The following is a 25,540-nucleotide window of genomic DNA, read 5'->3' on the forward strand; positions in this document are numbered from 1 at the left end:
GCTCGCTTTGCATGGTGCTGAAGGAGTCGCAAGGCATAATAGCCTGTGTGCTCATCCCAAAATCATAATAGGACGTCGTGATATAACCAGTTGGTCATTGTTCTTGTCCACCACACACACCATCGGTGCAAGTACAGGAGGATACGTCGGGCAGAAAACCGATCTTTGACTATCACTTGAACTTACTCGCGCGCTTTTCGCAGGGTTGGTGCGTGAGGCACGAACTCTGTTGGTCGGTGAAACTGATTCTCGGGTTGCCTGGTTGGTTCTACCCCCCACACACGTCAATAAGAAATAGCACGAGCAAGTTCAGCACCTAAGCGGGCATTATTTTTAATTAAAGCGATATTGGCAAGTAAACTTTTTCCTTGGGTCAGTTGCGTTACTTCTGATAGTAGAAAAGGGGTTAATGCTTTTCCAGAAATATTATTTTGTTCTGCTTTTTGTATGGCATTCCTGATCACGGGTTCAATTATTTCCATGGGAATATTAAATTCTGTAGGAATGGGATTAGTGATTAAGACACCTGAAGACATACCTATCTCCCAATGAGCGGTTAATATATTGGCAAGGGTTGGTATATCATCTGCCCAGATCGGCAACTGATAATGGGTTGCATCAGTATAAAAAGCAGGTAACACCTTCGTGCGATAACCAATGACAGGCACGCTCATAGTTTCTAAAAACTCTAAGGTTCGTGGCAGGTCAAGAATTGCTTTGGCTCCTGCACAAATGACCGCGATCGGTGTTCTTGAAATCTCAATTAAATCAGCGGAAACATCCTGTGCATCACCACGATGAACGCCACCAATTCCGCCCGTAGCAAATAATTTAATCCCGGCCTTCGCTGCACAAAATAAGGTTGCAGCAACCGTAGTTCCCGCAGAATGTTTGTTGGCTATTATGAACGGTAAATCGCGTCGACTGGCTTTCAACACATTTTTATTGCATGCAAATTGTTGTAATTCATCTGCGGTTAAACCAATTTTTATTTTCCCCTCAATCACCGCAATGGTTGCTGGCGTTACATTTTGGTCACGCACAATTTGCTCGACTGCCCGTGCTGTTTCAAAATTATCCGGGTAGGGCATGCCATGAGAAATGATGGTGGATTCTAATGCTAATATTGGCTTTTGATGCTCAAGGGCTGATTGTACTTCTGGGGAATAATCAAAAAACTGTTGCATGATCGAGTTCTCTTTCTGTAGGTGATAATTGAATTTTTTTTAGTAGGCCATGATTAATGTGTTCATTTACTGTATGGCTAGATTGTATGGTTAAAGCTGCCATCGCGGCTCCTGTTTGACAGGCGTCAATTATAGGGGCGTTGTGTTTTAATTCATAAAGAATACCAGCAATAAATGCATCGCCTGCGCCACTGACATCAACTATCGGGTTGATAGAAAACGCCGGGAAATGTTGTTGTATGCGTTCATTAATAAGTACATAACCGGCTTTACCCAAACTGATAATGCAGTTTTTAACCCCTTTATCCAGCAATAATTTACCTGCTTTGATGCAATCAGATACTGAATGAATACGCATATCAGTCAATGCTTCCGCTTCGAAACGGTCGGGTTTCAGTAAAAAAATATGTTCCAGACAAGGCGGGAGTTTTTGGGCCTTGCTTACTGAAACCGGATCAATACATATCTTAATATTTTGAGTACGTGCCATGTGAATTGCATACTCGATGATTGTTTGTGGTAAGTTGCTGTCTAAAAAAACAAGGTCGTCATTATTCCATTCATGCCAGGATTGAGTGAACTGGCTAAAAGGAACATGATCGAAAATGTCCATATCCGCTAAAGCCAGGAACAACTCTCCTTCATTATCAAGAATGACATCATAATGAGCTGTAGGTTGATTATGCAGGGTAAGAATATTCTGGATGTGGATATTTAGGCGTTTTAAATTGGCCAGGGCCTCCAGTCCATGGTTATCTTGACCTACAACACTGCAAAGATGCACGTTATCTGTCAACAACGCCAGATTTTTAGCGACATTATGTGCCACGCCACCAAATGTTGAGATCGATGAAACTGGGTTGGACGTTCTTAATTGCAGTGGATGCTTCGATGTGAGTTTTCTATCAATAGTGATGCCACCGACACAAATTATTTTTCTATTCATTAATAGATTAAAAAATGATAGGGGTAATGCATCATAGCATGAAATTAAAAATTAAAATAAAACAACAGAGCCCATTATTTTGCTATATTTTCTGAAAATAATGTATAAGGAAAAAAAATCATGGGACTTTTAGTCGATGGTCAATGGCATGATGTTTGGTATGACACTGCGAAAACGGGCGGTGAATTCAAACGCGAACCGACTCATTTTCATGCTGCAATTAGTCAAGATGCTCAGGCACGATTTCCTGCTGAAAAGGGACGTTATCATTTGTACGTATCCCTGGCTTGTCCATGGGCACATCGGACTTTGATCTTCAGAAAACTCAAGAAACTGGAAGATTTTATTGATGTCTCTATCGTGCATCCACATATGCTTGAAAAGGGGTGGACATTTAAAAAAGAGATGGGAGCCACGGGTGATGTGCTTTATGGATTGAATTATTTATATGAGCTTTATGTACAGGCAGACAGCAAATACACGGGCAGAGTAACCGTACCTGTGTTATGGGATAAAAAAGAAAAAACAATTGTTAATAATGAATCAGCGGAAATTATTCGTCAGTTTAATCAGGCATTTAATCATTTGACTGGAGATAATCAAGATTTTTATCCAGAATCATTACGTCCCGAAATTGATGCATTGAATGGGCAAATTTATAATGCAATTAATAATGGGGTTTATCGTTGTGGCTTTGCGACAACACAACAGGCCTATGAAGAGGCCTATGTTGCATTATTTCTCTTGCTTGATGAGTTAGATATGCGCTTACGCAAGCAAAAATATTTGCTGGGAGCGCAGTTAACTGAGGCTGATTGGCGCTTTTTTACAACGTTAATTCGTTTTGATGCCGTATATTACGGTCATTTCAAAACAAATCAACAACGAATTGGTGATTATGCAGGACTCCAACCTTATTTGGAGCGACTGTATCATCATCCTGGGGTGCGTGAAACGGTAAATTTATTACATATTAAGCAACATTATTATTTTAGTCATAAAACCATAAACCCAACACAAATCGTTCCTTTAGGGCCCAAATTGGATTTTTAATTAATTGGTGTGAACTGTTAAATTTGTGCTATACCAACTGTTGAGTTTATTGGGTACGCAGTGCCCGGATTATGCTAATCCGGGCTACAAAAGTGCAATAGCATGGCCTCAAGATGGTTGTTACACAGTTTGCATAATTGTTTTTATCATAGCAAAAGCAAATTTTAGTGGGGATGGCGATGGCAACATCCTGCACCAGGTTGATCCAGGATCAAAAGAGGTTTATTTACTTTTGTGTTTCTTTTGCAAATCTTTTTTCACCCAATTAATTAACCCACCCTCAATAAGCAATTCGATTTGACGTTTGGATAGAGTTTGTTCTACCTCCACATCCTTATTATTTATTTTTATTTTAAAAGATTCTTTCTCCAGAATGTCAGGTAAGTTTTTGACTTCAACGACATCATCTAAGTGGATGGCATCGTAATCCTTAGGATTTTTAAAAACTAAGGGCAAAATGCCGAAATTGATCAGATTTTGCCAATGAATGCGGGCAAAACTTTTGGCGATAACTATCCGTAAACCGAGATAACGAGGAGCCAATGCAGCATGCTCTCGACTTGAGCCTTGACCATAATTTTCTCCACCTATGATCACATGGCCTTGTTTATGCTTTTTAGTACGCTCTGCATAATCTGGATCGACGTGACCGAAGGTAAATTCACTAATTTTAGGAATATTGCTGCGATAAGGAAGAACCTTAGCGCCGGCTGGAGAAATTTCATCGGTAGAAATATTATCTTCTACCTTAAGTAAAACTGGTATGCTCAAAGAATGTGGCAAGGGCTCAAATTCAGGCAAGCTGACTATATTCGGACCTTTGACTAATTTTATTTTTTTTGCTTCTTCTAAGGGTAAAGGAGCTTCGAAGCAGGCGTGGTTTAATATCCTTTGCTTAGGCGCTTTGATTTCAGGATAAGGCATTTCTAATGTTCTAGGATCGGTAATTACCCCGGTTAATGCTGATGCCGCGGCAGTTTCTGGGCTGCACAGAAAAACTTTATCTTCTTCAGTTCCTGAGCGTCCAGGAAAATTTCTTGGTACGGTACGTAAGCTATTTTTTTCTGTCGCAGGAGCTTGTCCCATCCCAATGCATCCATTACATCCTGCCTGATGAATACGAGCACCAGAATGAATAAGACTTCCTAAATGTCCATCACGCACCAATTCCTCTAAGGTGGTACGAGAAGTTGGATTAATATCAAATGATACATTAGGATGGATGGTTCGGCCTTTTACCATTTCAGCGGCAACTGCAAAATCACGATACCCTGGATTGGCAGAAGAGCCAATGTAGGTCTGATACACTTCTTGTCCTGCTATTTCTGCAACTGGAACTACATTGCCTGGACTGGTGGGTTTGGCAATGAGTGGTACCAGTTTCGATAAGTTGATTTCTACATGTTCATCATAGGATGCATTTTTGTCTGCTTTTAATTCCAGCCAGTCTTGTTCGCGACCTTCGCTGTGCAAGAATTCTTTAGTGATTTCATCTGAAGGAAATACGGTCGTGGTAGCGCCTAATTCAGCACCCATATTGGCAATTACGTGTCTGTCCATAGCACTTAAGTGCTTTAAGCCTTCTCCATAATACTCAAGGATGTAACCCACTCCACCTTTTACATCATAACGACGCAGCATTTCTAGAATCACATCTTTTGCACTGACCCATTTGGGTAATGCCCCAATTAAATGAATACCCATCACTTTAGGCATTTTGATATACAGAGGGTAACCTGCTATGGCCATTGCCACTTCCAGGCCACCAGAACCAATGGCAATCATTCCTAGAGAGCCCGCAGCACAAGTGTGACTGTCTGAGCCGGTTAATGTTTTACCCGGTTTGCCAAAATTTTGCATGTGTACGGCATGACTGATGCCATTTCCTGGTCGGCTAAAATAAAAACCAAATCGTCGGGCTGCACTGGCAAGGAAAAGGTGGTCGTCAGGATTTTTATTGTCTTCTTGAATCAGATTATGATCGACATATTGAACGGAAATCTCTGCTTGTGTACGTTCAAGTTTTATGGCTTCTAATTCGAGCATGACCAGGGTTCCGGTTGCATCTTGACACAGTGTTTGATCAATTTTTAAGGCGATTTCTTTCCCTGGCTCCATTTTACCTTCAAGAAGATGGGCCTTGAGGATCTTTTCGGTCACATTCATTGCTATTTCCTCCTTGAGAACAGCTAATTGTTAAAATATAGCACAGTGTCATAAATATAGTTCAAAAGATGACAGTATGGATTATGAGGAGGAGAAAAGGCATTAAGGCTGATTATGTCTAGTCTTTCATGAGCATATTGTGCGACCTCAAGAAGTATGAACTAAACTTCAGGGTGATGGAGCGTATTGGAGAATATGGCATGAATTACGTTGATCGAAATCAAGCCGGCCGTGTTCTAGCGGACTCGCTTAAGGATTATGCGAACAAACCGGATGTGATTGTATTGGCATTACCGCGAGGTGGTGTGCCTGTAGCTTATGAAGTAACGAAGAAGCTATCGCTCCCGCTCGATATTTTTATTGTACGTAAACTCGGTGTTCCTGGACATGAAGAGTTCGCTATGGGAGCTATCGCTTCTGGAGGCGTCGTTGTATTTAATGAAGAGGTAGTCAAGAGGCTGCACATACAAAAAGATGCGATTGCTACAATTCAAAAATCAGAGCAAGAAGAGTTATCACGGCGTGAGCTGGTTTATCGTGGCAAGAGACCTGTTCCTGAAATATCTAAAAAAACGGTAATTCTTGTGGACGATGGCATTGCCACAGGCTATACAATGCGTGCAGCAATTGCAGCACTGAAACAGAAAAAACCAGCAAAAATTATCGTTGCAGTCCCAGTTGCACCGCGATCAACTTGTAATGAAATTGCTGCTTTAGTTGATAAGTTCATTTGTCCAATGCGTCCGTCTAATTTTCATGCGGTAGGGTTATGGTACAATAATTTTTCACAAACTACAGATGATGACGTGATGAAGCTATTGCAGCAAAGTTAGCCCACGCTTATTGAGTTTTTTGTCAACGAATTAACTAACATGTGGGGTTGTTTGCTGTGTTTCAGTACTCTAAAATCAAACCACATTGGCTCAATCTAGCGATAGTCAGCAGATCCTAAATTAAGTAATAAACAAGAAACATTGAGGGACAAGAGATGAATAATTTAACGAATAAAATTATTTTAGTTACTGGGGCATCAAGTGGCATTGGTCAAGCGTGCGCGCGCTTATGTGCACAATATGGGGCTCGGTTGATACTCTGTGCCCGACGTGTGGAACGCCTTGAGGCTTTGGCAAAAGAATTAAGTCAACATTATGGTCAAGAACACTATGTACTACCTTTAGATGTATGTGATCGTGAGCAAGTAAAAAAACAATTAAATTCTTTACCCAACCAGTGGCAAGCTATAGATGTACTCATTAATAATGCAGGATTAGCATTGGATACGTTGCCATTGCAGCAGGGGATTGAAGCGCATTGGGATATTATGATTGATACCAATATTAAAGGGCTGTTATACGTCAGCCGAGCTTTGATTCCCGGAATGTTGGAGCGAGGTCGTGGCCATGTAGTGAACATCAGCTCTATAGCAGGACATGAGTGTTATCCAAATGGTAATGTTTATTGTGCAACGAAACATGCAGTGCATGCGCTTTCAAAATCAATGAGACTGGATATGCTTGGTAAACCAGTTCGTATTACGGAAATTGCCCCAGGTGCAGTCGAAACTGAGTTTAGTGAAGTGCGATGGAATGACAAACAAAAGGCAAAAACGTTTTATGAGGACTTTCATCCTTTATCGGCCGAAGATATAGCGGATGCGATAGTTTATTGTATTACCCGCCCACAACATGTAGATATCGAAGAAATGACAATTATGCCCACAGTGCAAGCCTCTGCGAATCATTTATATCGAGACAAGGAATAAGTAAAGTTTGCACAAAAATTGTGCACATGCGAGCTACGTAGTCTATCCTTTATACATATGGGTGATACTTATTCCGGCTGAACCATTTAATAACTTCAGGTTAGGAGGTTGTTTTGGAGAGTGGTGTGCAGGCCTATGTGGTCAGTGGGACGCCTTAAGCTCTACATAAACCTACAAAGTGGATCATGTAAGAGGCTCAGGATCTGGAAAGGTTTCGCCTATATAATCACATCAAAATTAGAATAAAAAACAGTCATTTTGATTAAATAATGTTCTTGTCTTATACTTAAGCTACCATAATTAGATTTGTGAATAAGAGTCTGGAGGCTATTATGAGAAAACTAATTATTTCTGTAGTCTTAAGTACCCCTCTTTTTTTAGCCGCGTTGCCTGCTTCTGCTTCGGCTCTACCCTCAGCCCTTGAAAATCCAGCACAAAGAACAGATGCCTCGGTAGTCGCAAATGATAATTTACCTGCCGCAGGTGCAAAATATGCCTATTGGCATAGATGGCATCATTGGCATAGGTGGCACCATTGGCATAGATGGCATCATTGGCACTATTGGCATCGGTGGTAATTTTTAGGATTTAAAGTATCAATAAATAGGAAGGGATTATGAACAGATTGATTCTTGCTTTAATCATGGTCAGTTCCATGCTTTTGGTAGCTGGCTGTGTTACGGAACGAGTTTACTATACTCCCACCTATACTCCTGCATACGCATATTCCGTTGGATATTATCATACCAGTCCTTACTGGGATATTGATTATTACAATGATAATGATGCTTATTATTATGGTTATGACGATTTGGGAGATGTAGGTTACTGGGGAATGTATGACTCTTATCAGGTTTATTAACTGATAATTCTACTGTCTTGGTCAAATGGCGAGATTTTCTGTGTTTCTATACTCTAAAATCTCACCATTAGCTCAATCTTGCGAATTGCCAACAGCTTCTGGTGTTCGCTCAATCAACTTAAAGTTGAACTTCCTCAAAATGTGAGGAAGTTATATTATTCTTTGGCACGAGATACGTATTCGCCTTTACGGGTATCTACTTTAATTAGTTCACCAGTTTGTACGAATAAGGGCACACGAACTACGGCTCCTGTTTCTAAGGTGGCTGGCTTTCCACCGCCTCCAGAAGTATCGCCTTTTAATCCAGGATCTGTTTCCGTAATTTCCAAAATCACAAAGTTTGGTGGCGTGACTTGTATGGGCTCATTATTCCAGAGCGTTATAATGCAAATATCCTGTTCTTTTAACCATTGTTCTGCATCAGCAAGTACTTCTTTACCTAAAGCATATTGTTCAAAATTATCAGGAACCATAAAGTGCCATTGTTCCCCATCATTATACAAATATTGCATTTCCACATCGGCAACATCAGCTGAAGGTAATGTGTCTCCCGATTTGAATGTACGCTCCACAACACGACCTGTTTTTAAGTTGCGGATTTTAATGCGAGTAAAAGCTTGTCCTTTTCCGGGTTTTACAAACTCACAATCGAGAATGGTACATGGGGCGTCATCAACCATTACTTTCAAGCCATTTTTAAATTCATTGGTGCTATAAATTGCCATTAGTACTCCAGAGTTGAGATTTTGTTTGGTTTTAGTTAAAGTTCGCACAGTTTATCAAGTCTGTGTAATTAATGCGAGATACCTCTTTAAGTTGGCAAAAAAAATTGGCGCAAGGTTTTGCTTCAGTTAATGAATTATTAGAATTTTTAGAGCTGCCCTTATCTACTGGGAATTTACATGCTGAAAAGCAATTTCCTAGTCGTGTGCCTCTGGGATTCGCGCAGCGTATGCAAAAAGGAAATCCCCGTGATCCTTTATTACTCCAAGTTTTAGCTACTGAAAATGAATTACAAGTCAGTGAAGAGTACGGTCTTGATCCTTTAGAAGAGCATGACAATACCCCAATTCGTGGATTAATGCATAAATATTACGGTCGGGTTTTATTAACCTTAACGGGTGTTTGTGCTGTAAATTGTCGTTATTGTTTCCGCAGACATTTCCCCTATCAAGAGAATAACCCTGGCCGGAATGGGTTAAAAGCAATTTGTGATTACATTGCCCAAGATTCCAGCATTACCGAAGTCATTTTGAGTGGAGGTGATCCTCTGTTGGCATCTGATTTGGTTTTAGCTGAATTAATAAAACAATTGGAAGAAATTCCACATCTGCATACGTTACGTATCCATACCCGAATTCCCGTGGTTTTTCCCGAGCGAATTGATCAGGGATTACTTTCAATATTAAAAAATACCCGCTTTAATAAAGTGATTGTCCTGCATTGTAATCATGCGCAAGAACTGGATGAGTCTGTGCGACATGTGCTTCATGAGTTACAACAAATTGGATGTTATTTGCTAAACCAAGCCGTATTACTTGCAGGAATCAATGATGATGCTCAGATTTTGGCTGATTTAAGCCAAACTTTATTTGCATACGGCGTTTTGCCTTATTATTTACATCAACTGGATAAGGTGCAAGGAGCAACTCATTTTGATTTAGCTTTTGCGACAATACAATCGATTTATAAGCAATTACAAAACCTCCTGCCAGGATACCTGTTGCCACGCTTAGTATGTGAAGAACCAGGAAAGCTAAGTAAAACCCTACTTATTTAGGGTTTGTTGAGCCTGAGAAGATAGAGTAGTGTTTGCCTTATTTTCCTTAAATTGCAGTACAATGTCTTTTATCCAAAATGGAAGAAATTTTTTTTTAAGAGATAGCGAATGAAGAAATTACCTGTGTTATCCCCTGGCGATTCTATAGAAATCATTGCACCATCATCTCGAAGTACAGACAGTCAATTGCTTGCATTGCAAGAATTATTGGCGTCTTGGGGATTAAATTGTATTGTGCAGGAAGATATTTTTGCTCGAGATTTGCTTTGTGCCAATACCGATGAAATGCGTTTTAACCATTTAAAAAATGCGCTTCTAAATCCTAATACTAAAGCGGTCATTTGTGTGCGAGGTGGTTATGGTGCTACGCGCTTAATTCCAAAATTAGCAACGCTTCATCCTCCAGAAATGACTAAAATATTTATTGGTATAAGTGACATTACCTGTCTGCATCTCTATTTACAACAACATTGGGGTTGGCCAACAATACATGGTGCTGCAGCACCCGATAAATTTTCCAAAGAATCGATCGCGGCAGTAAAGTCAATTTTGTTTGGTGATACTCCCATTCAGTTCAATGATTTAATCCCTCTGAACAAACAGGCAAAGAAAGAGGGCATGATTAAAGGCCAGGTAACTGGTGGTAATCTAGCAATTGTACAATCAGGGATTGGTACGAGCTGGCACATGGATGGACGTGATAAAATTATTTTACTTGAAGAAGTTGGTGAGCGAGGATACCGTGTTGATCGAATGCTGGAGCATTTAGAGCAAGCAAAGGTTTTTTCCAATGCAACTGCAATCATATTGGGTGATTTTCTCGAGGGTCTTGAGCCCAATGGCTCCTCTTTGATTGAACCTGTCTTACAGCGTTTTGCTGAACACAGTGCTATTCCAGTACTAAGAATTGCAGGAATAGGCCATGGGGCGATTAATTATCCTATCCCTTTGGGAACGGAGGTACATCTGCAATTGGGTGCTCAGCCTCAGTTAACCTGTTTTCGATAAAAAATAGCCTGGGTTTCCTTGCCGCTTTTTAGCCTGGGTGCCGCTGCGTAGCACCTATGCTACAAGGCCGCGTTGGGGCGTAGTGTCGGCAAGGATGTAATCCAGGAACTTTTACTAAATCGAATTTTCTTCGTCTTGATAGAGTTTAATCAGTTTTTCCTGTGCACTATTAGTGCCTTGGTTTAATGGTTTATAACTTCCATCGCTTTGCATTTCCCAGGTATTACTGCTGTCTTTGAGGTAATTCTTAATAATTTCTTGCTTGATACGCTTTTTACAGTTCTCATCAAGAATAGGGAACATAATTTCAATGCGATGGTATAAATTTCTTTCCAGCAAATCAGCACTAGAACAAAAATAATATTCTTCTTCTTGCACCCGAAAGTAGAATACTCGATGATGTTCCAAAAATCGGCCAATATAGGAAAGTACCCGTATATTTTCTGAAATCCCTGGGATTCCCGGTTTGAGACAACACACACCGCGCACCAGCAAATTGATTTTAACGCCAGCTTGTGATGCTTTATATAAAGCTTGAATGATGGTTTTATCGGCTAACCCATTCACTTTAAGGAGAATTTCCGTGTCGCCTTTTTTTAAGGCAGTTGCAGTGCATTGTTCGATATATTGCAACAATGTTTTTTGTAATGTAAAAGGCGAATGGCTTATTGCTTTGAGTTTGATTGCTTTGCCTAGCCCCGTTAATTGTTGAAAAATGATTTGGATATCTGAAGTAATTGTAGGTTCGCATGTTAATAAACCTAAGTCAGTATAACGTTTGGCAGTATATTCATGGTAATTGCCAGTGCTTAAATGGACATAACGCTTGAGTTTGCCATGTGCCCTGCGCACAACTAGCGTCATTTTGGCATGGGTTTTATATCCAACAACCCCATAAAGCACCAGTATTCCTGCTGCATGTAAACGATTGGCTAATTTCAGATTGGATTCTTCATCAAAACGAGCGCGCAATTCGATCACGGCAGTGACCTCTTTACCTGAATGGGCAGCATCGACTAAAGCATCGACCATTACTGATTCAGAGCGTGTGCGATATAACGTTTGGTTAATTGCTAATACATTGGGATCACTTGCAGCTTGTCTTACAAAATCAATTACTACTTCAAAGCTTTGATAGGGGTGGTGCAACAGAATATCTTCTTCATCAATCACATTGAATAAATTCCGTTCTGACCTAGGAAATTGGGGATACTGTGCTGTATAAGCTGGGTAATTCAAATCAGGCCTATCAATGCTGTTAATGGCAGTTAAATGACGCTGTATATTAACGGGACCATCACAATAATAAGTATCTTCATGACGCAGATGGTATTTTTGTAATAAAAAATCAACAATTTTTTCTGGACAATTTTTTTCAATTTCGAGTCGCACGACATGACCATAATGACGGGAAAAAATCTCCCGTTGTAGTGCTTTGGCTAAATCATCAATTTCCTCTTCGCGCAAAAACAAATCACTGTTGCGAGTCAGACGAAATGAATAACAACCACTAATTTCCATTCCGGGAAATAAGCTATTTACATGGGTGGTAATAATTGACGAGAGGTAAACAAAATAATGAGCATCACCACATAACTCTGATGGTAGATGAATGACTCTAGGAATCGATCGTGGTGCATGGACTACCGCATAATTAATATTTCGGTCAAAAGCATCTTTACCACTTAATGAAATAATAAAGTTGAGGCTTTTATTAATCAGCTGTGGTAGAGGATGTGCTAAATCGAGAGCTATTGGGCTGATTACAGGTTGAATCTCATGTTTAAAATAATGCTTTGCCCATAAATGAATGTCATCGGTCCATTGCTCTGTATCTAGGAAAAAAATCTTTTCTTTACCTAGAGCGGGAAGGAGTTGTTTATTAAAGATTGAGTATAGCTGGTCGATGAGTGTATGTGTTTTTTGACTGATCTGGCTGTACGCTTCTTCAGGGCGTAACCCATCAATAGTTAATTTCCCCGAGGACAAAGCGATCTTTTCTTTCAGGCCTGCAACACGTATTTCAAAAAACTCATCTAAGTTGCTACTGCATATGCTAAGAAAACGCATTCTTTCCAGTAAAGGAACACGTTCATCATTGGCTAGCATAAGAACTCTCTGATTAAATGCAATGATAGAGAATTCTCGATTGATATAATATTCTGGACTATCTAACATTATTTCCAAGGGTAACTCCATTTTTTGTAACCCTGTCCCCACGTTCACCGAAAAGCCATATTTGGCACTCAAATCTGACTCTTCTCCAAGCATCAAAATGTGATGCTATTTTTTACAAGACATCGCAACGTTACTATTCTCGGCCTTACATCTCACTGTACTCAACGAACTAGAAAAAAACAAACTACTATAAACCCTAAAAAACCATAAAAGGGTGATAAATTCCAAAAAGTTAAAGCGAGGAAAAAAATGAAACAACACAGCGCAATTGGAATAGAAAAGTACATGCCTACAACCCCTTGGGCAACAGAGTAACTTGCTGCAGCAAGCAATGCTAATGCGCCATACTGGACACCAATCATTATCTTACGCATCCCAGGACCACTATGACTGGTTAGCCAATGGTAGCCTACGATAGCCATTAATAATCCTGGCAAATTAAGACTCAGTACCGCAATCAGCAAACCAGCGATCCCCGCGACTTTATATCCTATGAGCGCTGATAATTTAACACCGGTTAATCCTGGGAAAATGAAGCTTGAGCCTACCATGGCGATAAACTCTTCTTGACCTATCCAGTGTCGATAATCAACGGCCTCATATTCCAACAGTTTTAACATGGAATTACCGCCACCTAAGGAAATAAGGCCAATTTTTCCAAAGCTTAGGATAAGGTCTAGTAGGTTTCTTATCATAATTTCAATAAATTTTTCAGGAAAGTTACATATTCGCAGGAAATGGGCCCATCCAGCAAGTGCTTGGAAATAGTCTCTACTAAATGCAGCGATTTTCCTTCGACACATAAACTAAAATAGATTTTGTGGAGGACCTCAAGACGTGCAAGCTCGATTTTTATTGTGGGAGTTGTTGGGAATTTGTAGATGAAGGATTCCTTTTTAACAAAAATTCCGACTCCCTCTGTTTCAACATGATGTATTATTTCTTGTAAATCTGCAGGCAACGGTTGTTGTTCTTGCAGCGGGGTAAGCGTTATTTTTGCACCATAACCGACAGCATGATTTGCATGTTTGACCATGGGCTTATAAAGCAATTGCTCATGACGCTTTTTGATATTGTAATTTTGACCTGGCAGTAAATAATAATAATCTTCTTTGTGTTTCTGCTTATAATTTGCTAAATCAAACAATGAACTGTCAATAGCATTTAGGATGATTATCTCACTATCCGGCCAAAAATAACGCACTTCCCATTTCAGTTCTTCATTTTTTTTATCGACAAAAGTTGCCAGCGGCAAGCTTTCTTTCGGGGCTAGCTCGAAATTCCAAACCAAGCGTTGGTTCATGGTCAATTGCTACTCGTAAAATAAAGAGTATATACTACACCTTTATTATGCAAAGCAAGGGAAGGTATTGATATTATGGCCATTCTGTTTTTTTTAGTTTATCTAATATTCACCCTAGTTGTTCTTTATAGGGCAATGAATCCATTAGTTTGGGAACTGGGGAGTGTCTTTTATTTAATCGTGGCGACATTTGCTATCGGCTTGCCTTGGATAGTGGGTTTTATTCTTTGGCTCGTAATTATTGTGGCATTACTTGTCGTGTACCTCGAACCGCTGCGAGCGACGATTGCAGATTTTATCTATAAAAAAGCAGGCAAGTCGATCCCTAAGTTATCTAAAACTGAAGAACAAGCATTAAATGCGGGAGATACTTGGTTAGAACAAGATATTTTTACGGGAAAGCCAGACTGGAATCGATTAGCTCATGTAGTTACTGAACTTTCTGCAGAAGAACAATCATTCCTTGATAATGAAACACAAACCTTATGCAGCATGATTGATGAATGGGAAATTAGCCAAGCACGGGATCTACCCGAAAAAGTTTGGACTTATGTGAAGGAAAATGGCTTTTTTGGTTTGGTGATTCCAAAAGAATTTGGTGGGAAAGGGTTTTCAGCTCGCGCCCATTCTGATGTGGTGATGAAAATTGCCTCGCGTTCTGGTGTCACCGCAGTCACTGTTATGGTACCTAACTCCTTAGGCCCAGGTGAATTAATCAATTATTATGGTACCGACGAACAAAAGGCTCATTATTTACCACGTCTTGCAAAAGGTATTGATATCCCTTGTTTTGCTTTAACTGAACCAGGGGCAGGCAGTGATGCAACCTCAATTCAATCTACTGCCATTGTCATGAAAAAGAAAGTTGATGGCAAAATGGTTCTTGGATTAAGCATTACATTAGACAAACGTTGGATTACTTTAGCACCCGTAGCAACATTAATTGGTCTTGCTGTGAATGTAAAAGATCCCGATGGCTTGTTGCAGGGAGAAGGAGAAGAAGGAATCACCTGTGTGTTGATTCCACGTGATACTAAAAATCTAGAAATTGGCAATCGACATTTGCCTTCTGATCAACCATTTATGAACGGCACCATTCGTGGAAAAGATATTTTTGTGCCCATCACTACAGTGATTGGTGGCCAGAAACGTATCGGTGGTGGCTGGCAAATGTTGGTCGAATGTTTATCCATTGGCCGTTCCATTTCTTTACCAGCACTTGGTGCAGGTACTTCTTCGTCATGCTATCTGGCAACCAGCGCATTTGCTCGCATACGTTGCCAATTTAATGTAGAAATTGGCCAGTTTGAAGGAATTGAAGAAAAACTTGCAGAGATTGCGGGTTTAAATTACTTAATTAATGCAAATCGACTACTAACTGTTGCGGCGGTGAATGAGCATAAAAAACCTTCTGTCGCCTCGGCAATTGCTAAATATTTTAATACTGAATTTGCACGATTAGTGGTTAATGCATCAATGGATGTGCATGCCGGGCGTGCTGTAGTTGTTGGTCCTCGAAATTATTTAACCAATTTTTATAATGGGGTTCCCATTTCCATTACGGTGGAAGGAGCAAATGTAATGTCACGAAACCTGTTGATTTTTGGACAAGGTTCAATGGCATGTCACCCTTATGTACGCAATGAGTTTTATGCGATTTCCAAGGAAGATAAAGAGGCATTCAGAGAGGTTGTCTGGAAGCATATTCAATATTTTATGCAAAATTTCGCCAAAACAATTTGTTCCGCGTGGACCGGTGGGATATTTATTAGTGCGCCAGATCTTAAAATGAAGCGTGAATATAAACGGTTGGCACGTCTAAGCCACGCTTATTCATGGCTTGCCGATTTAGCGTTAATTGTGTTAGGAGGGGATTTAAAACGCAAAGAACGTTTGTCGGCCCGTCTGGCTGATGGAATGTCCTATCTGTACATGGCGATGGCTGTGTTAAGAAATGTGCAATTGAATGGTGAAACCCCTGATGACCAGTTACATGCTCAATGGGCCGTTTCTTATTGTTTTTATCATGCACAAAGAGCGATGATTGCATTTTGTCACAATTTCCCCTCGCGATTTTTAGGCTTTTTCGCACGCATCATTGCATTTCCTTTTGGACAAACGATGTGTTATCCCTCTGATAAGCTGGATCACAAATTAGCACGTTTGATGACCACGAATAATGAGTATCGCGACCGCTTGAAGCAAATCGTTTATCTGAGTGGTGATCCCAAACAACCCATAGACAGAGTAGAGTGTGCCTTACAGCAAATCATTCAAACAGATGAGCTTGCTAAAAAAGTGGGAGATTTAAAACGGGTTAAATTTGGTAAGTTACAGGATAAATTGAAAGAAAAAGTTGAAAAGAATGAATTAACTCAACAGGAAATGGATGCCTTACTTGCAACGGAAGCAGCTCGCTGGGATGCTATTTTGGTGGATGAGTTCACTTTTGATTCAATGAAAAACCAGTTATTTAACTCAGTTATTGGTGATGTTAAGTCCCCATTCATGCATAAAGATGAGTAGTTTGAATACTGATGATCCGCAGGTTATCTGCGGATCTTATCGTTTCGGAGTTCTTTCAACTCAGCCGGGTTGTTTGCAACCGGGATCTAACGTGGCATATTCCAAGAATCCCGGTTGCAAACAACCAGGCTACATTCTTATAGAATCTATAATTTACGCCTTTTTAACGAGTGAATAAAAAACCGGTATTCTTGCAAGTGACGCAGGTTTGCTATAATTATGTAATATAATAATAGAATTTACGAAAGAGAGATTCATTTATGTCTGTTCCGTCCGCCAAAGTGCCCGTTAAAGGTGCGCCTGCAATAGTTCCACTGAAAGATGTAAACTTGCCGCTTAGAGAAGATCTGTTACGCGCAATGAAGCTTGCCGAAAATTCACCAGAAGCTGCTCAATATTTAAGGCAGCGAGTTCATGAAATAGTTGAGAGATCAAGATTCATAAATAAATCACCGGAGGCAATGCACGCCGCGCAACAAATACTAGACGCAGTAGATGAGTTTGCTGAACTTGTGACATATAAATTTCCTCAGGACGGGCAAGCTTGGACTGGCAAACTGCCTTCATCTTCAAGCGTTGAAAGCATGCATAGTGGAATTACACAACAGGCTGTCAATAAATTATCGGAGAAAAAACTTCCAGGTATACGCTTCGATTATGCTATCAGCGAGATAGGACATTTTGTACGTGGATATGCTTCAACTGAAAAAGGAGCTTCTCAATTAGATGAGACAACAGTTGACTCGTTAGATCGTTTGTTTAATGCGTGGTTAGCGAACAAGCATGGCGTTGCAACGAGAGATGGCAATTTCTTTAAAATGAATGCAGAGGGACATATAGATGAAAGTAAAAAAATGACTGCAGCTGAGGTAGAAGAGTTATTAGCAGACTCCGCACAAGACTTTAAAGATTATTTAGTGGAGAGTAAGTTTAATACAGAAATCGTATCCCGACAACGTGACTACCCAGGCGAACACAGACTGGAAGAAGCCAGGAAAAAAGCTATGGACAAAATTCTTCAAGGTGTCGAGGAAAAGATCGAAGAAAAAGTCGGAGAAAAAGTCGAGGAGAAGGTCGAAGACCGGGTCGAACCTACAAGTATGGGGGGGCGTACTTAGCTTCGACCATTTTCCAGGAGCGCGTTTCTGAAAAAAGCACGGACTGGATGAGTAAATTTGCTGTTGAGAGACTACAGAGTTACTGGATTAAGAGGAACCCAGTAACTCTTTAAAATTTTGAAGAGTTGATGCTCTTAAATTTGATTCACGGCATGAAGTCTTTCCAGTGTTCCTATGTCATACCAAAGGCCACTATGAACACTGGCGGTCACTTTATTTTGTGCTGCATACTGTCGGATTAATGGTGCAACTGAATAGCGTCCTTGTTTACAGTGCATAAATACTTGCGGATGATAGCAGCAGATTCCCGCAAGAGTATATTCTGGATTTGTATTACTTAATTGGGTTTGATTAATTAATCCAAAGTCACCATGATGATTCAGTAATGGATTCTTATTTACCAAAATCACATGAATTGAATGGGTATTTTCAGGCTGAAGCTGAGAAAAATCAAAGTCGGTATAAATATCTGCATTAACGGTAATAAAGGGCTTATCACCTAACAGCGGTAATGCATTGACGATACCACCCCCAGTTTCTAATCCGCCAGGAGGTTCGGGCGAGTAATAAATTTCAATTCCCCAGCGCGCTCCATTTCCTAAATGCTGACGGATTTTTCCTCCAAGATAGGCATGGTTAATTACTAATCGTTCAAAGCCGGCTTTTGCCAACCCCATGACATGATGTTCTATTAATGGTTTTTCTTTAACAACACACAGCGCTTTAGGTGTCATCGTAGTAAGCGGTTTCAAACGATCACCGCGGCCAGCAGCCAATATCATTGCAGTCTTCATGGTAAATAAACCTTCATTTGCAGGAATTGGAAAAATGGGTGTAATTCTTCATAAGTCTCTGTGCATTCAAGTACGTATTTTAACGTCAAAGGCAGATCTTTAAGATATCCAGGTTTTTGATCACGCAAATACAGCCGACAAAAGATTCCTAAAACTTTTAAGTGCCTTTGTAAGCCACAAAGATCAAATGCACGGATAAATTCAGACAAAGAATAATCCGTGGTTAATGCACTGTGTGTGTAGAAAAACTCGACCCATTCTAGAACTTTACCTCGTGGCCAGGAAATATAACAATCTTTAAGTAAAGAAACCAAATCATATGTGAACGGACCACGCATTGCATCTTGAAAGTCAATAACTCCCAAGGCTGGATCTACCTGCTCTGCTAAGAGCATTAAATTACGAGAGTGATAATCACGATGAATAAATGTTAATGGTTGCTGGGCTACTTCTTTGGCTATCCATTCCATAGTCTGTTGGACTAACGTGCATTCGTCTTGATTGAGATTCAAAGCGAGATAGGTTTGGAAAAACCATTCAGAACATAAACTCATTTCCTTGAGCATATGCGTTTCATCAAATGGTGCAAGCAGTGGATCATTAATCGAACATGTTTGAATTTTAAACAAAGTTTTTATGGCCTGATGATAATGAGTATCCACGGTTTCAGGACCTAGCACATTCAAAAGAAGTTCATCCCCTAAATCACTTAATAGTAAGAACCCTTCGTCTGAATTTATCGCCAGCACTTTTGGGGTATGTACGTCAGCTTTTTCCAACGTTTGTGCGATATGTATAAACGGTCTTAGATCTTCTTTTGCTGGAGGGGCATCCATAACAATCTGCGATAGCCCATTATATCGAAGACGAAAATATCTTCTAAAACTAGCATCTCCAGCTAAGGGTGCTAACTGAAAATCTTGTTGTTTTAGTGTATGAATTAGCCATTCTTTCAGTGCGTTTTCTCTTGCATGCATGGTATACTTCCCCATCATTATTTTCTGGTTGTAACTTAATAACTCAGATTCCCTCTCCCATAAATTAAGAGCGGATGAAAATAGGTGTCGTAAGAACTCTATCGCAAGATCATTAATGCGCGTACGACGCTCAAAAGTAATTAGTTACATATTTTTATGTGCATAATAAGGCATTTTATTACCTGTGAACAAGATTTCATTTAAATGGTTCTTGATGAGCGTGTTTACGACACTGCTGATTTTACTCATGGTAATCTATCATGCGTTGGCTTATTCGGCTTCTATAATTAATGAACCGGTACAAGCCTGCGTGATCGCACGTGATGTTGATTTAACCAATGCGATACGCGCAAAGTTTGCTCAATGCTTGGGATGGCAGGCAGATCAAAATTCTCCTATTTGTCTTGGCTCGTATCAACCGATCACTGTATCACCACTTGCGTCTCCTGATGAAATAAAGATCATGGCAGATCGCGTTTCGTTTTATCAAGATAAACCTTCAACGTTGACAGGACACGTAGAAATTCAACAAGACCAGAGAATCGTCAATGCACAAACAGCTCATGTATATAGGGATCCACAAAGTAAACAGATTACAAAAATTGAGTTCTTAGGTAATGTCCATTATCTGGAACCTGATAAATTATTGATCGCTCGAAAAGCAACGATTAATCCTCAAGATAAGTCAGGTCAAACTGAAGATGTACTTTATCGTTTTAATATCAATAAGCATGCCGCTTTATTACCCGCATGGGGACGAGCAAGCCTCATGCAACGTTTTCCGAATTCAGACTACTTATTGCGTCAGGCCACTTATACTACATGTGCACCACAAGATAAGGCTTGGGATATTGAGGCTAAATCCATTGTTATTGATAATAAGAAAAAAGTGGGGGTTGCCAGAAATGTTACGTTGCGTGTCCGTGAGTGGCCGATACTTTATGCTCCTTATTTGAGTTTTCCTACAACCAAAGAACGTAAATCAGGTTTTTTAATGCCTTTAACAGGATATTCTAATGTTGGAGGTTTTGATCTTGGACTGCCATATTATTGGAATATTGCCCCAAACTATGACTTGACTATAACACCACACGTTTACACAAAGCGTAATGTCATGTTGGGCGGTGAGTTTCGTTATTTAACTGCACACAGTGTAGGTTTCGTGACGGGTAATTTTTTGCCGAATGATGCTGCTTATCGTAATTTCTTGAACAATCATGCAGCTGAGTTTCCTTCGTTTAAAGACAAATCAACCAACCGCTGGCTTTTTGGTTTTCTTGACACCACGCAAATTAATCCTGACCTGCGATTAAATGTAAATGTTCAGCAAGTTTCTGACGATTATTACTTTCAGGATTTTAGCACGAATCTGGCACTGATTACTCAGCGACAGTTATTGCGCCAAGCCGATTTAACCTATTCTACGGAGCATTGGACTTTTAGAGGCATGGTTCAAAGTTTCCAAACCTTACATCCGATTAATGAAACGCCCATCGCTGATCAATATGAGCGTTTACCACAATTGTATGCCCGTGGTTATTATTACGAATTGCCTGCTCAGGCTAATTTAAATATAACAGGACAATATGATCAATTTTTTTGGCCGACATCAAAATGGCAGAGTCTTGGAGTAGAGATGCCTCAAGGCCCTCGATTCCATGTTAATCCAGTGCTTTCTTTACCTCAGAGAAGCAGTTGGGGATTTATTACTCCCTCGGTAGAGTTTGTAGAAAATTATTACCAGGTACAGAATAATTGGAATGATTTGCACACTGACTATAATCGTTTTATTCCTCGTGTCAGTGCACATGGTGGTTTATTTTTTGATCGGGATTTTAATTGGATGGGAGATTCCTATACCCAAACGTTAGAGCCCAGCTTATTTTATTTGTATGTGCCTTTTTATAATCAAAATCAGTTGCCTATATACGATACGGCAAATATGATTTTTAATTTTGATCAACTTTTTAGAACCAATCGTTTTTCAGGGTTTGATCGAATTGGTGATGCAAATCAATTATCTTATGCATTAACTTCACGTTGGTTATCAGAAAGGACTGGGGTTGAGTTAGCCAGTTTTTCTATTGGGCAAATCAAATATTTCTCGGATAGAAAAGTACAGTTATGCCGTAACCCAACCGGTGATTGTGTGGGTTCTCCTCTTGAGATTGGACAAGTGTCCCCATTTTATGGAGTTTCACCCATAGCTTCTCGAGCAGTGTATCATTTCAGCCCGCGTTTGAATGTTCTCGGTGACTATGTATGGGATCCGGCTAAGTCAGCGACAAACAATGGTGGTTTAAATGTGCATTATCAACCCAAGCCAAATGCAATGCTTAATGTAGGATATAGTTATTTAGTGAATGGTGATGTGACATCTGTTAGGAATAATGCAGGGGTTGATAATGCATTACATCAAGCGACGGTTTCTGTTTCTTGGCCAATAAGTGAGCGATGGAGCACGCTTGGCGCATACAGTCATAACATTAGTAAGGACTACAGCATGATGTCACTATTGGGGATGCAATATGATAGTTGCTGTTGGGCTTTGCGAATTTTGGGTGGAAGAACCTTTAAAAGCTTAAATGCGGAGTATTTACCTCAATATAATAATAATATCTATTTGCAAATTTTACTAAAAGGCTTAGGATCAGTAGCAAATAGTGATCCTGCAAGTGTATTGAATACTTATATTCCAGGATATAATGATCCATTTCATCGTTAAACAAAATAGTGGTATAGATTAAAACAAAGCCGCTTGTATTTTGGATAAAAATAACCTAAATTGCTCGAAAAAAGTAAGTAAGGATTAAGGTATGTATAAGAAAATAGCCCTTGTATGCATCTTGTTTGCTAGCGTTGGCGTAACAGAGGCAAAACAATTATTGGATAAGGTGGTTGCAGTTGTTAATAATACTGTGATCACAGAAAGCGAACTCAACAAACAAGTTGAATTAACGAGAAAACAAATTCTTGCTCAAAAAATGCAAGTTCCTGCAGACCCTGTCCTGCGAAAGCAAGTCCTCCAGCACTTAATTGATGTCAATGTGCAGCTGCAAATGGCAAAACAACATGGTCTTACTGTAGATGATACAGAATTAAACCAAGCGATTGAAAAAATTGCTGCTTCGAATCATGCAACTCTTACTCAGTTGCGCGAGGAAATTGCGAGACAAGGTATGATCTGGAATGAATACAGAGAAAATATTCGTAAAGAGATGCTTCTTACTCATCTGCAGCAAAAAGCGGTTGGAAGAGACGCCATGGTGACGAATGAGCAAGTCGATCAGTATCTTAAAACAGAAGGAAGCATTGTTGATCGCACCGCACTTACTTATCATCTACAAAATATAGTAATACCACTCAATGAAGAACCTACATCGGAAGAGGTAAAGAAAGCCAAAGACAAAGCTCAATTGTTATTAACAAAAATAAAGAAAGGTGATGACTTTAGCCGCCTGGCTATAGAAAACTCGAGCGGCGAATTTGCACTGGAAGGAGGCGATTTAGGTGATCGCCATTTAGCAGAGTTACCTGAATTATTTGCAAAAGAAGTTGTGAATATGAAGGCAGGACAAGTCGTTGGCCCCTTACGCGCAGGCAATGGTTTTCAGTTAATTAAACTGGTTTCCATTGGTGGTGATAATCAGCATCATGTCATTACAAAGACTCATGTTCGTCATATTCTTTTAAAACCTGATCCAAGCATGCTCCCTGAAGATTCAAAGAAACAAGTAAATAATCTGTACCAACAAATTCGCTCTGGTAAGGATTTTGCACTTATGGCCAAGCAATACTCTTTGGATTCTTCCAGTGCGGTTAAAGGTGGAGATCTAGGTTGGGTACCACCTGGAGTATTAGTTCCTGAATTTGAGAAAGCGATGGATAAGTTGTCTGTAAATGAAATCAGCCCACCTGTTAAGTCACAATTTGGTTGGCACATCATTCAGGTACTTGGCCGTAAACAAGAAGATGATTCTGACGCTTTTAAAAAACAGCAAGTACGACAATTTTTACAACAACGTAAGTTTGCTGAAGCAGTACAAAATTGGCAACAACATATTCGTTCAGATGCTTACGTTAATATTATTGCAAAGGAGCTGGCGTGAAGCCACTGCTCATTAGCAGCGGAGAGCCAGCAGGAGTTGGTCCAGATTTATGCTTGGCTCTTGCAGAATATGATTCACCATTAGTGATTTTAGGGGATCAAGCGGTACTAGAAGCTAGAGCCAAAGAATTAGGCCGCCCTATTTGCTTTACTCCATATCAAAGCGGACAAGTTGTTGTGCCCCAATCGGGTCATTTATCAGTACTCTCGGTCAATTGTCCTCTTGCAGTGCAAAGCGGATGTCTCAATTCTAAAAATGCGCCCTATGTTATTGAGTTACTTAATAAGGCGGCCGTATTATGTGAGCGTGGTGAGTTCTCTGCCTTAGTGACGGCACCTGTGCACAAGGCAAACATTAATGAAGCAGGTATTCCGTTTAGTGGGCATACTGAGTTTTTCGCGCAATACTACAATGCAAATGATGTGGTCATGATGTTGGCTTGTAAGGATATGAAAGTTGCTTTAGTTACCACGCATCTTCCCTTATGTAAGGTACCAGAAGCCATTACTTTAGATTTAATTATTAAAGTAATTACTCAGGTGCATCAATCACTGATTCGAGATTTCAATATTAAAGATCCATGTATTAAAGTGGCTGGTTTAAATCCGCATGCTGGGGAATCAGGATATTTGGGACGAGAGGAAATTGACGTAATTACTCCTGCACTGTCCTTATTAAAAAATCAGGGTATTAATGTTCAAGGACCTGTACCCGCTGATACTATGTTTATTAAGAATCATTTAAACGATTGTGATGTTTATGTTGCAATGTATCATGACCAAGGGTTACCAGTAATTAAATACGCTGATTTTCATAACGCTGTAAATGTGACTTTAGGATTACCAATAATACGTACTTCTGTAGATCATGGAACCGCATTGGAGTTAGCTGGTAAAAATTTGCTGGATTCAGGTTCAATGTTTGCTGCTGTTGACATGGCTAAGTCCATGGCTTTATCAAGGATGAGATCATGATTAGTTTAATTGCTGCAATTGATGAGGCTGGGGGTTTAGGTTTCAATAATCAATTACTGTGTTATCTACCTGCCGATTTACAACATTTCAAATCAATCACTATGGGTAAGCCCATTATTATGGGAAGAAAAACTTTTGTTTCTATAGGCCGACCCTTACCAGGAAGACTTAATATTGTATTAAGTCGAGGCTTATCTACAATTGATGGCGTTGTCGTGTGTGATTCCTTAGAAAATGCAATGGAGCAAACAAAGGATTTTTCTGAAATTATGATTATTGGTGGAGCTGAATTATTTACTGCGGCGATGAATAAAGCATCTCGTTTATATATCACACGTATACATCACCAATTTACAGCAGACGTATTTTTTCCTGAAATTGATACATCAATATGGCATTGCCAGGATAAACAGTTCAGACAGCATGATGAAAAAAACAAGTTTGATATGACTTTTTATATCTACGAACGAAACAACGAAGCATCCCCTGCATAAATAGCAATTCATTTTTATAAAAGTAATATGTTTTAGATCTCATCTGCAAATCATTTATTAATAAATCATATATAAAAACCGACAACAAGATTTTGATCATCGTGCTCATGTCTAAGGCAAAAAAGTACTGGTGGAAAAGTTTTGAAATGCAAAAAATGCCCAACATGGGCATGTAAAGATCGAGATGGACTAATAGTATATAAGCAAAAGAAAACATTTAAAAAAAATGAAAAAAGTGTTTGACACAGGTGCCGAAATCAGTAGAATACGCAGCACGCCTTCGGGGCAAGTTCATTAAGAAGA

General features: G+C 39.7%; 22 protein-coding genes. 13 read left to right on the forward strand and 9 right to left on the reverse strand.

Features of this window, described 5'->3' with window-relative positions; translation table 11 throughout:
* Positions 1-284: 284 nt before the first annotated feature.
* Together Lste_RS01260 and Lste_RS01265 are read right to left on the reverse strand one after the other, a co-directional pair.
* Positions 285-1,187 carry a pseudouridine-5'-phosphate glycosidase gene (locus Lste_RS01260; RefSeq protein WP_058509275.1) on the reverse strand — a complete coding sequence of 301 codons (903 nt, stop codon included), beginning with the start codon at positions 1,185-1,187 and terminating at the stop codon, positions 285-287.
* The gene (locus tag Lste_RS01265) at positions 1,171-2,133 is read right to left on the reverse strand and encodes a carbohydrate kinase family protein (protein ID WP_058509276.1); all 963 of its coding nucleotides are present in this window, start codon (positions 2,131-2,133) and stop codon (positions 1,171-1,173) included. The genes Lste_RS01260 and Lste_RS01265 overlap by 17 nt, the downstream gene beginning before the upstream one ends.
* Before the next feature lie 120 nt (positions 2,134-2,253).
* On the opposite strand from Lste_RS01265, the gene Lste_RS01270 reads away from it, so the two are divergent.
* Positions 2,254-3,186, forward strand: a complete 933-nt coding sequence (locus Lste_RS01270) for a glutathione S-transferase family protein (RefSeq protein ID WP_058509277.1) — start codon at positions 2,254-2,256, stop codon at positions 3,184-3,186.
* A 222-nt stretch (positions 3,187-3,408) separates the two neighbouring features.
* Here the strand turns inward: Lste_RS01270 and Lste_RS01275 are convergent, their stop codons facing one another.
* Positions 3,409-5,352, reverse strand: a complete 1,944-nt coding sequence (locus tag Lste_RS01275; protein WP_058509278.1) for an aconitate hydratase — start codon at positions 5,350-5,352, stop codon at positions 3,409-3,411.
* 200 nt (positions 5,353-5,552) lie between these two features.
* Between Lste_RS01275 and Lste_RS01280 the strand changes: the two genes are divergently transcribed.
* From Lste_RS01280 to Lste_RS01295, 4 genes are all read left to right on the forward strand, one after another.
* Positions 5,553-6,185, forward strand: coding sequence for a phosphoribosyltransferase (locus tag Lste_RS01280; RefSeq protein ID WP_058509279.1), 633 nt, complete (start codon positions 5,553-5,555; stop codon positions 6,183-6,185).
* Positions 6,186-6,340: 155 nt separating this feature from the next.
* On the forward strand, positions 6,341-7,114 hold the full coding sequence (locus tag Lste_RS01285; RefSeq protein WP_058509280.1) for an SDR family oxidoreductase: 774 nt from the start codon (positions 6,341-6,343) through the stop codon (positions 7,112-7,114).
* Positions 7,115-7,446: 332 nt separating this feature from the next.
* Positions 7,447-7,692 (forward strand): hypothetical protein, encoded by a 246-nt coding sequence (locus Lste_RS01290; protein ID WP_058509281.1) that lies wholly within the window; start codon positions 7,447-7,449, stop codon positions 7,690-7,692.
* A 38-nt stretch (positions 7,693-7,730) separates the two neighbouring features.
* The gene (locus Lste_RS01295; RefSeq protein ID WP_058509282.1) at positions 7,731-7,976 is read left to right on the forward strand and encodes a hypothetical protein; all 246 of its coding nucleotides are present in this window, start codon (positions 7,731-7,733) and stop codon (positions 7,974-7,976) included.
* A gap of 155 nt (positions 7,977-8,131) precedes the next feature.
* On the opposite strand, the gene efp is transcribed toward Lste_RS01295, so the two are convergent.
* On the reverse strand, positions 8,132-8,701 hold the full coding sequence (efp, locus tag Lste_RS01300) for an elongation factor P (RefSeq protein WP_058509283.1): 570 nt from the start codon (positions 8,699-8,701) through the stop codon (positions 8,132-8,134).
* A gap of 71 nt (positions 8,702-8,772) precedes the next feature.
* Between efp and epmB the strand changes: the two genes are divergently transcribed.
* Together epmB and Lste_RS01310 are read left to right on the forward strand one after the other, a co-directional pair.
* Complete coding sequence (gene epmB / locus Lste_RS01305) at positions 8,773-9,756, forward strand: EF-P beta-lysylation protein EpmB (RefSeq protein ID WP_058509284.1); 984 nt, start codon at positions 8,773-8,775, stop codon at positions 9,754-9,756.
* A gap of 108 nt (positions 9,757-9,864) precedes the next feature.
* On the forward strand, positions 9,865-10,764 hold the full coding sequence (locus Lste_RS01310) for a S66 peptidase family protein (protein WP_058509285.1): 900 nt from the start codon (positions 9,865-9,867) through the stop codon (positions 10,762-10,764).
* 114 nt (positions 10,765-10,878) lie between these two features.
* Here Lste_RS01310 and ppk1 read toward each other — a convergent pair whose 3' ends face one another.
* The 3 genes from ppk1 to Lste_RS01325 form a co-directional block, all read right to left on the reverse strand.
* A complete protein-coding gene (gene ppk1, locus Lste_RS01315) occupies positions 10,879-12,963 on the reverse strand; it encodes a polyphosphate kinase 1 (protein WP_058509300.1) in 2,085 nt (694 codons plus the stop codon).
* A 140-nt stretch (positions 12,964-13,103) separates the two neighbouring features.
* The gene (locus Lste_RS01320) at positions 13,104-13,637 is read right to left on the reverse strand and encodes a chromate transporter (RefSeq protein WP_058509286.1); all 534 of its coding nucleotides are present in this window, start codon (positions 13,635-13,637) and stop codon (positions 13,104-13,106) included.
* A complete protein-coding gene (locus Lste_RS01325; protein ID WP_058509287.1) occupies positions 13,634-14,245 on the reverse strand; it encodes a hypothetical protein in 612 nt (203 codons plus the stop codon). The genes Lste_RS01320 and Lste_RS01325 overlap by 4 nt, the downstream gene beginning before the upstream one ends.
* A 75-nt stretch (positions 14,246-14,320) precedes the next feature.
* Between Lste_RS01325 and Lste_RS01330 the strand changes: the two genes are divergently transcribed.
* Both Lste_RS01330 and Lste_RS01335 read left to right on the forward strand, forming a co-directional pair.
* Complete coding sequence (locus Lste_RS01330; RefSeq protein WP_058509288.1) at positions 14,321-16,771, forward strand: acyl-CoA dehydrogenase; 2,451 nt, start codon at positions 14,321-14,323, stop codon at positions 16,769-16,771.
* A 260-nt stretch (positions 16,772-17,031) separates the two neighbouring features.
* Positions 17,032-17,889, forward strand: coding sequence for a hypothetical protein (locus tag Lste_RS01335; protein ID WP_058509289.1), 858 nt, complete (start codon positions 17,032-17,034; stop codon positions 17,887-17,889).
* A 134-nt stretch (positions 17,890-18,023) separates the two neighbouring features.
* On the opposite strand, the gene murU is transcribed toward Lste_RS01335, so the two are convergent.
* Positions 18,024-18,683 carry an N-acetylmuramate alpha-1-phosphate uridylyltransferase MurU gene (gene murU, locus Lste_RS01340; protein WP_058509290.1) on the reverse strand — a complete coding sequence of 220 codons (660 nt, stop codon included), beginning with the start codon at positions 18,681-18,683 and terminating at the stop codon, positions 18,024-18,026.
* Positions 18,680-19,660, reverse strand: coding sequence for an aminoglycoside phosphotransferase family protein (locus Lste_RS01345; protein ID WP_058509291.1), 981 nt, complete (start codon positions 19,658-19,660; stop codon positions 18,680-18,682). Before Lste_RS01345 ends, murU begins: the two co-directional genes overlap by 4 nt.
* A gap of 214 nt (positions 19,661-19,874) precedes the next feature.
* Here Lste_RS01345 and Lste_RS01350 point away from each other — a divergent pair, with 214 nt between their 5' ends.
* The 4 genes from Lste_RS01350 to Lste_RS01365 all read left to right on the forward strand — a co-directional run bounded on the left by Lste_RS01350 (position 19,875) and on the right by Lste_RS01365 (position 25,237).
* A complete protein-coding gene (locus Lste_RS01350; RefSeq protein WP_058509292.1) occupies positions 19,875-22,385 on the forward strand; it encodes an LPS-assembly protein LptD in 2,511 nt (836 codons plus the stop codon).
* A gap of 91 nt (positions 22,386-22,476) precedes the next feature.
* Complete coding sequence (locus Lste_RS01355) at positions 22,477-23,769, forward strand: peptidylprolyl isomerase (protein WP_058509293.1); 1,293 nt, start codon at positions 22,477-22,479, stop codon at positions 23,767-23,769.
* Positions 23,766-24,743 carry a 4-hydroxythreonine-4-phosphate dehydrogenase PdxA gene (pdxA, locus tag Lste_RS01360; RefSeq protein WP_058509294.1) on the forward strand — a complete coding sequence of 326 codons (978 nt, stop codon included), beginning with the start codon at positions 23,766-23,768 and terminating at the stop codon, positions 24,741-24,743. The genes Lste_RS01355 and pdxA overlap by 4 nt, the downstream gene beginning before the upstream one ends.
* On the forward strand, positions 24,740-25,237 hold the full coding sequence (locus Lste_RS01365; RefSeq protein WP_058509295.1) for a dihydrofolate reductase: 498 nt from the start codon (positions 24,740-24,742) through the stop codon (positions 25,235-25,237). The genes pdxA and Lste_RS01365 overlap by 4 nt, the downstream gene beginning before the upstream one ends.
* Positions 25,238-25,540: the final 303 nt, after the last annotated feature.

The organism is Legionella steelei (assembly GCF_001468005.1).
GTDB classification, from domain to species: domain Bacteria; phylum Pseudomonadota; class Gammaproteobacteria; order Legionellales; family Legionellaceae; genus Legionella; species Legionella steelei.

Bases quoted from the DNA above. Each gene is read 5' to 3' on its own strand.
- Lste_RS01260 (WP_058509275.1), bottom strand. From the start codon at position 1,187: ATGCAACAGTTTTTTGATTATTCCCCAGAAGTACAATCAGCCCTTGAG.
- Lste_RS01265 (WP_058509276.1), bottom strand. From the start codon at position 2,133: ATGAATAGAAAAATAATTTGTGTCGGTGGCATCACTATTGATAGAAAA.
- Lste_RS01270 (WP_058509277.1), top strand. From the start codon at position 2,254: ATGGGACTTTTAGTCGATGGTCAATGGCATGATGTTTGGTATGACACT.
- Lste_RS01275 (WP_058509278.1), bottom strand. From the start codon at position 5,352: ATGAATGTGACCGAAAAGATCCTCAAGGCCCATCTTCTTGAAGGTAAA.
- Lste_RS01280 (WP_058509279.1), top strand. From the start codon at position 5,553: ATGAATTACGTTGATCGAAATCAAGCCGGCCGTGTTCTAGCGGACTCG.
- Lste_RS01285 (WP_058509280.1), top strand. From the start codon at position 6,341: ATGAATAATTTAACGAATAAAATTATTTTAGTTACTGGGGCATCAAGT.
- Lste_RS01290 (WP_058509281.1), top strand. From the start codon at position 7,447: ATGAGAAAACTAATTATTTCTGTAGTCTTAAGTACCCCTCTTTTTTTA.
- Lste_RS01295 (WP_058509282.1), top strand. From the start codon at position 7,731: ATGAACAGATTGATTCTTGCTTTAATCATGGTCAGTTCCATGCTTTTG.
- efp (WP_058509283.1), bottom strand. From the start codon at position 8,701: ATGGCAATTTATAGCACCAATGAATTTAAAAATGGCTTGAAAGTAATG.
- epmB (WP_058509284.1), top strand. From the start codon at position 8,773: ATGCGAGATACCTCTTTAAGTTGGCAAAAAAAATTGGCGCAAGGTTTT.
- Lste_RS01310 (WP_058509285.1), top strand. From the start codon at position 9,865: ATGAAGAAATTACCTGTGTTATCCCCTGGCGATTCTATAGAAATCATT.
- ppk1 (WP_058509300.1), bottom strand. From the start codon at position 12,963: ATGGAGTTACCCTTGGAAATAATGTTAGATAGTCCAGAATATTATATC.
- Lste_RS01320 (WP_058509286.1), bottom strand. From the start codon at position 13,637: ATGATAAGAAACCTACTAGACCTTATCCTAAGCTTTGGAAAAATTGGC.
- Lste_RS01325 (WP_058509287.1), bottom strand. From the start codon at position 14,245: ATGAACCAACGCTTGGTTTGGAATTTCGAGCTAGCCCCGAAAGAAAGC.
- Lste_RS01330 (WP_058509288.1), top strand. From the start codon at position 14,321: ATGGCCATTCTGTTTTTTTTAGTTTATCTAATATTCACCCTAGTTGTT.
- Lste_RS01335 (WP_058509289.1), top strand. From the start codon at position 17,032: ATGTCTGTTCCGTCCGCCAAAGTGCCCGTTAAAGGTGCGCCTGCAATA.
- murU (WP_058509290.1), bottom strand. From the start codon at position 18,683: ATGAAGACTGCAATGATATTGGCTGCTGGCCGCGGTGATCGTTTGAAA.
- Lste_RS01345 (WP_058509291.1), bottom strand. From the start codon at position 19,660: ATGCATGCAAGAGAAAACGCACTGAAAGAATGGCTAATTCATACACTA.
- Lste_RS01350 (WP_058509292.1), top strand. From the start codon at position 19,875: ATGAGCGTGTTTACGACACTGCTGATTTTACTCATGGTAATCTATCAT.
- Lste_RS01355 (WP_058509293.1), top strand. From the start codon at position 22,477: ATGTATAAGAAAATAGCCCTTGTATGCATCTTGTTTGCTAGCGTTGGC.
- Lste_RS01365 (WP_058509295.1), top strand. From the start codon at position 24,740: ATGATTAGTTTAATTGCTGCAATTGATGAGGCTGGGGGTTTAGGTTTC.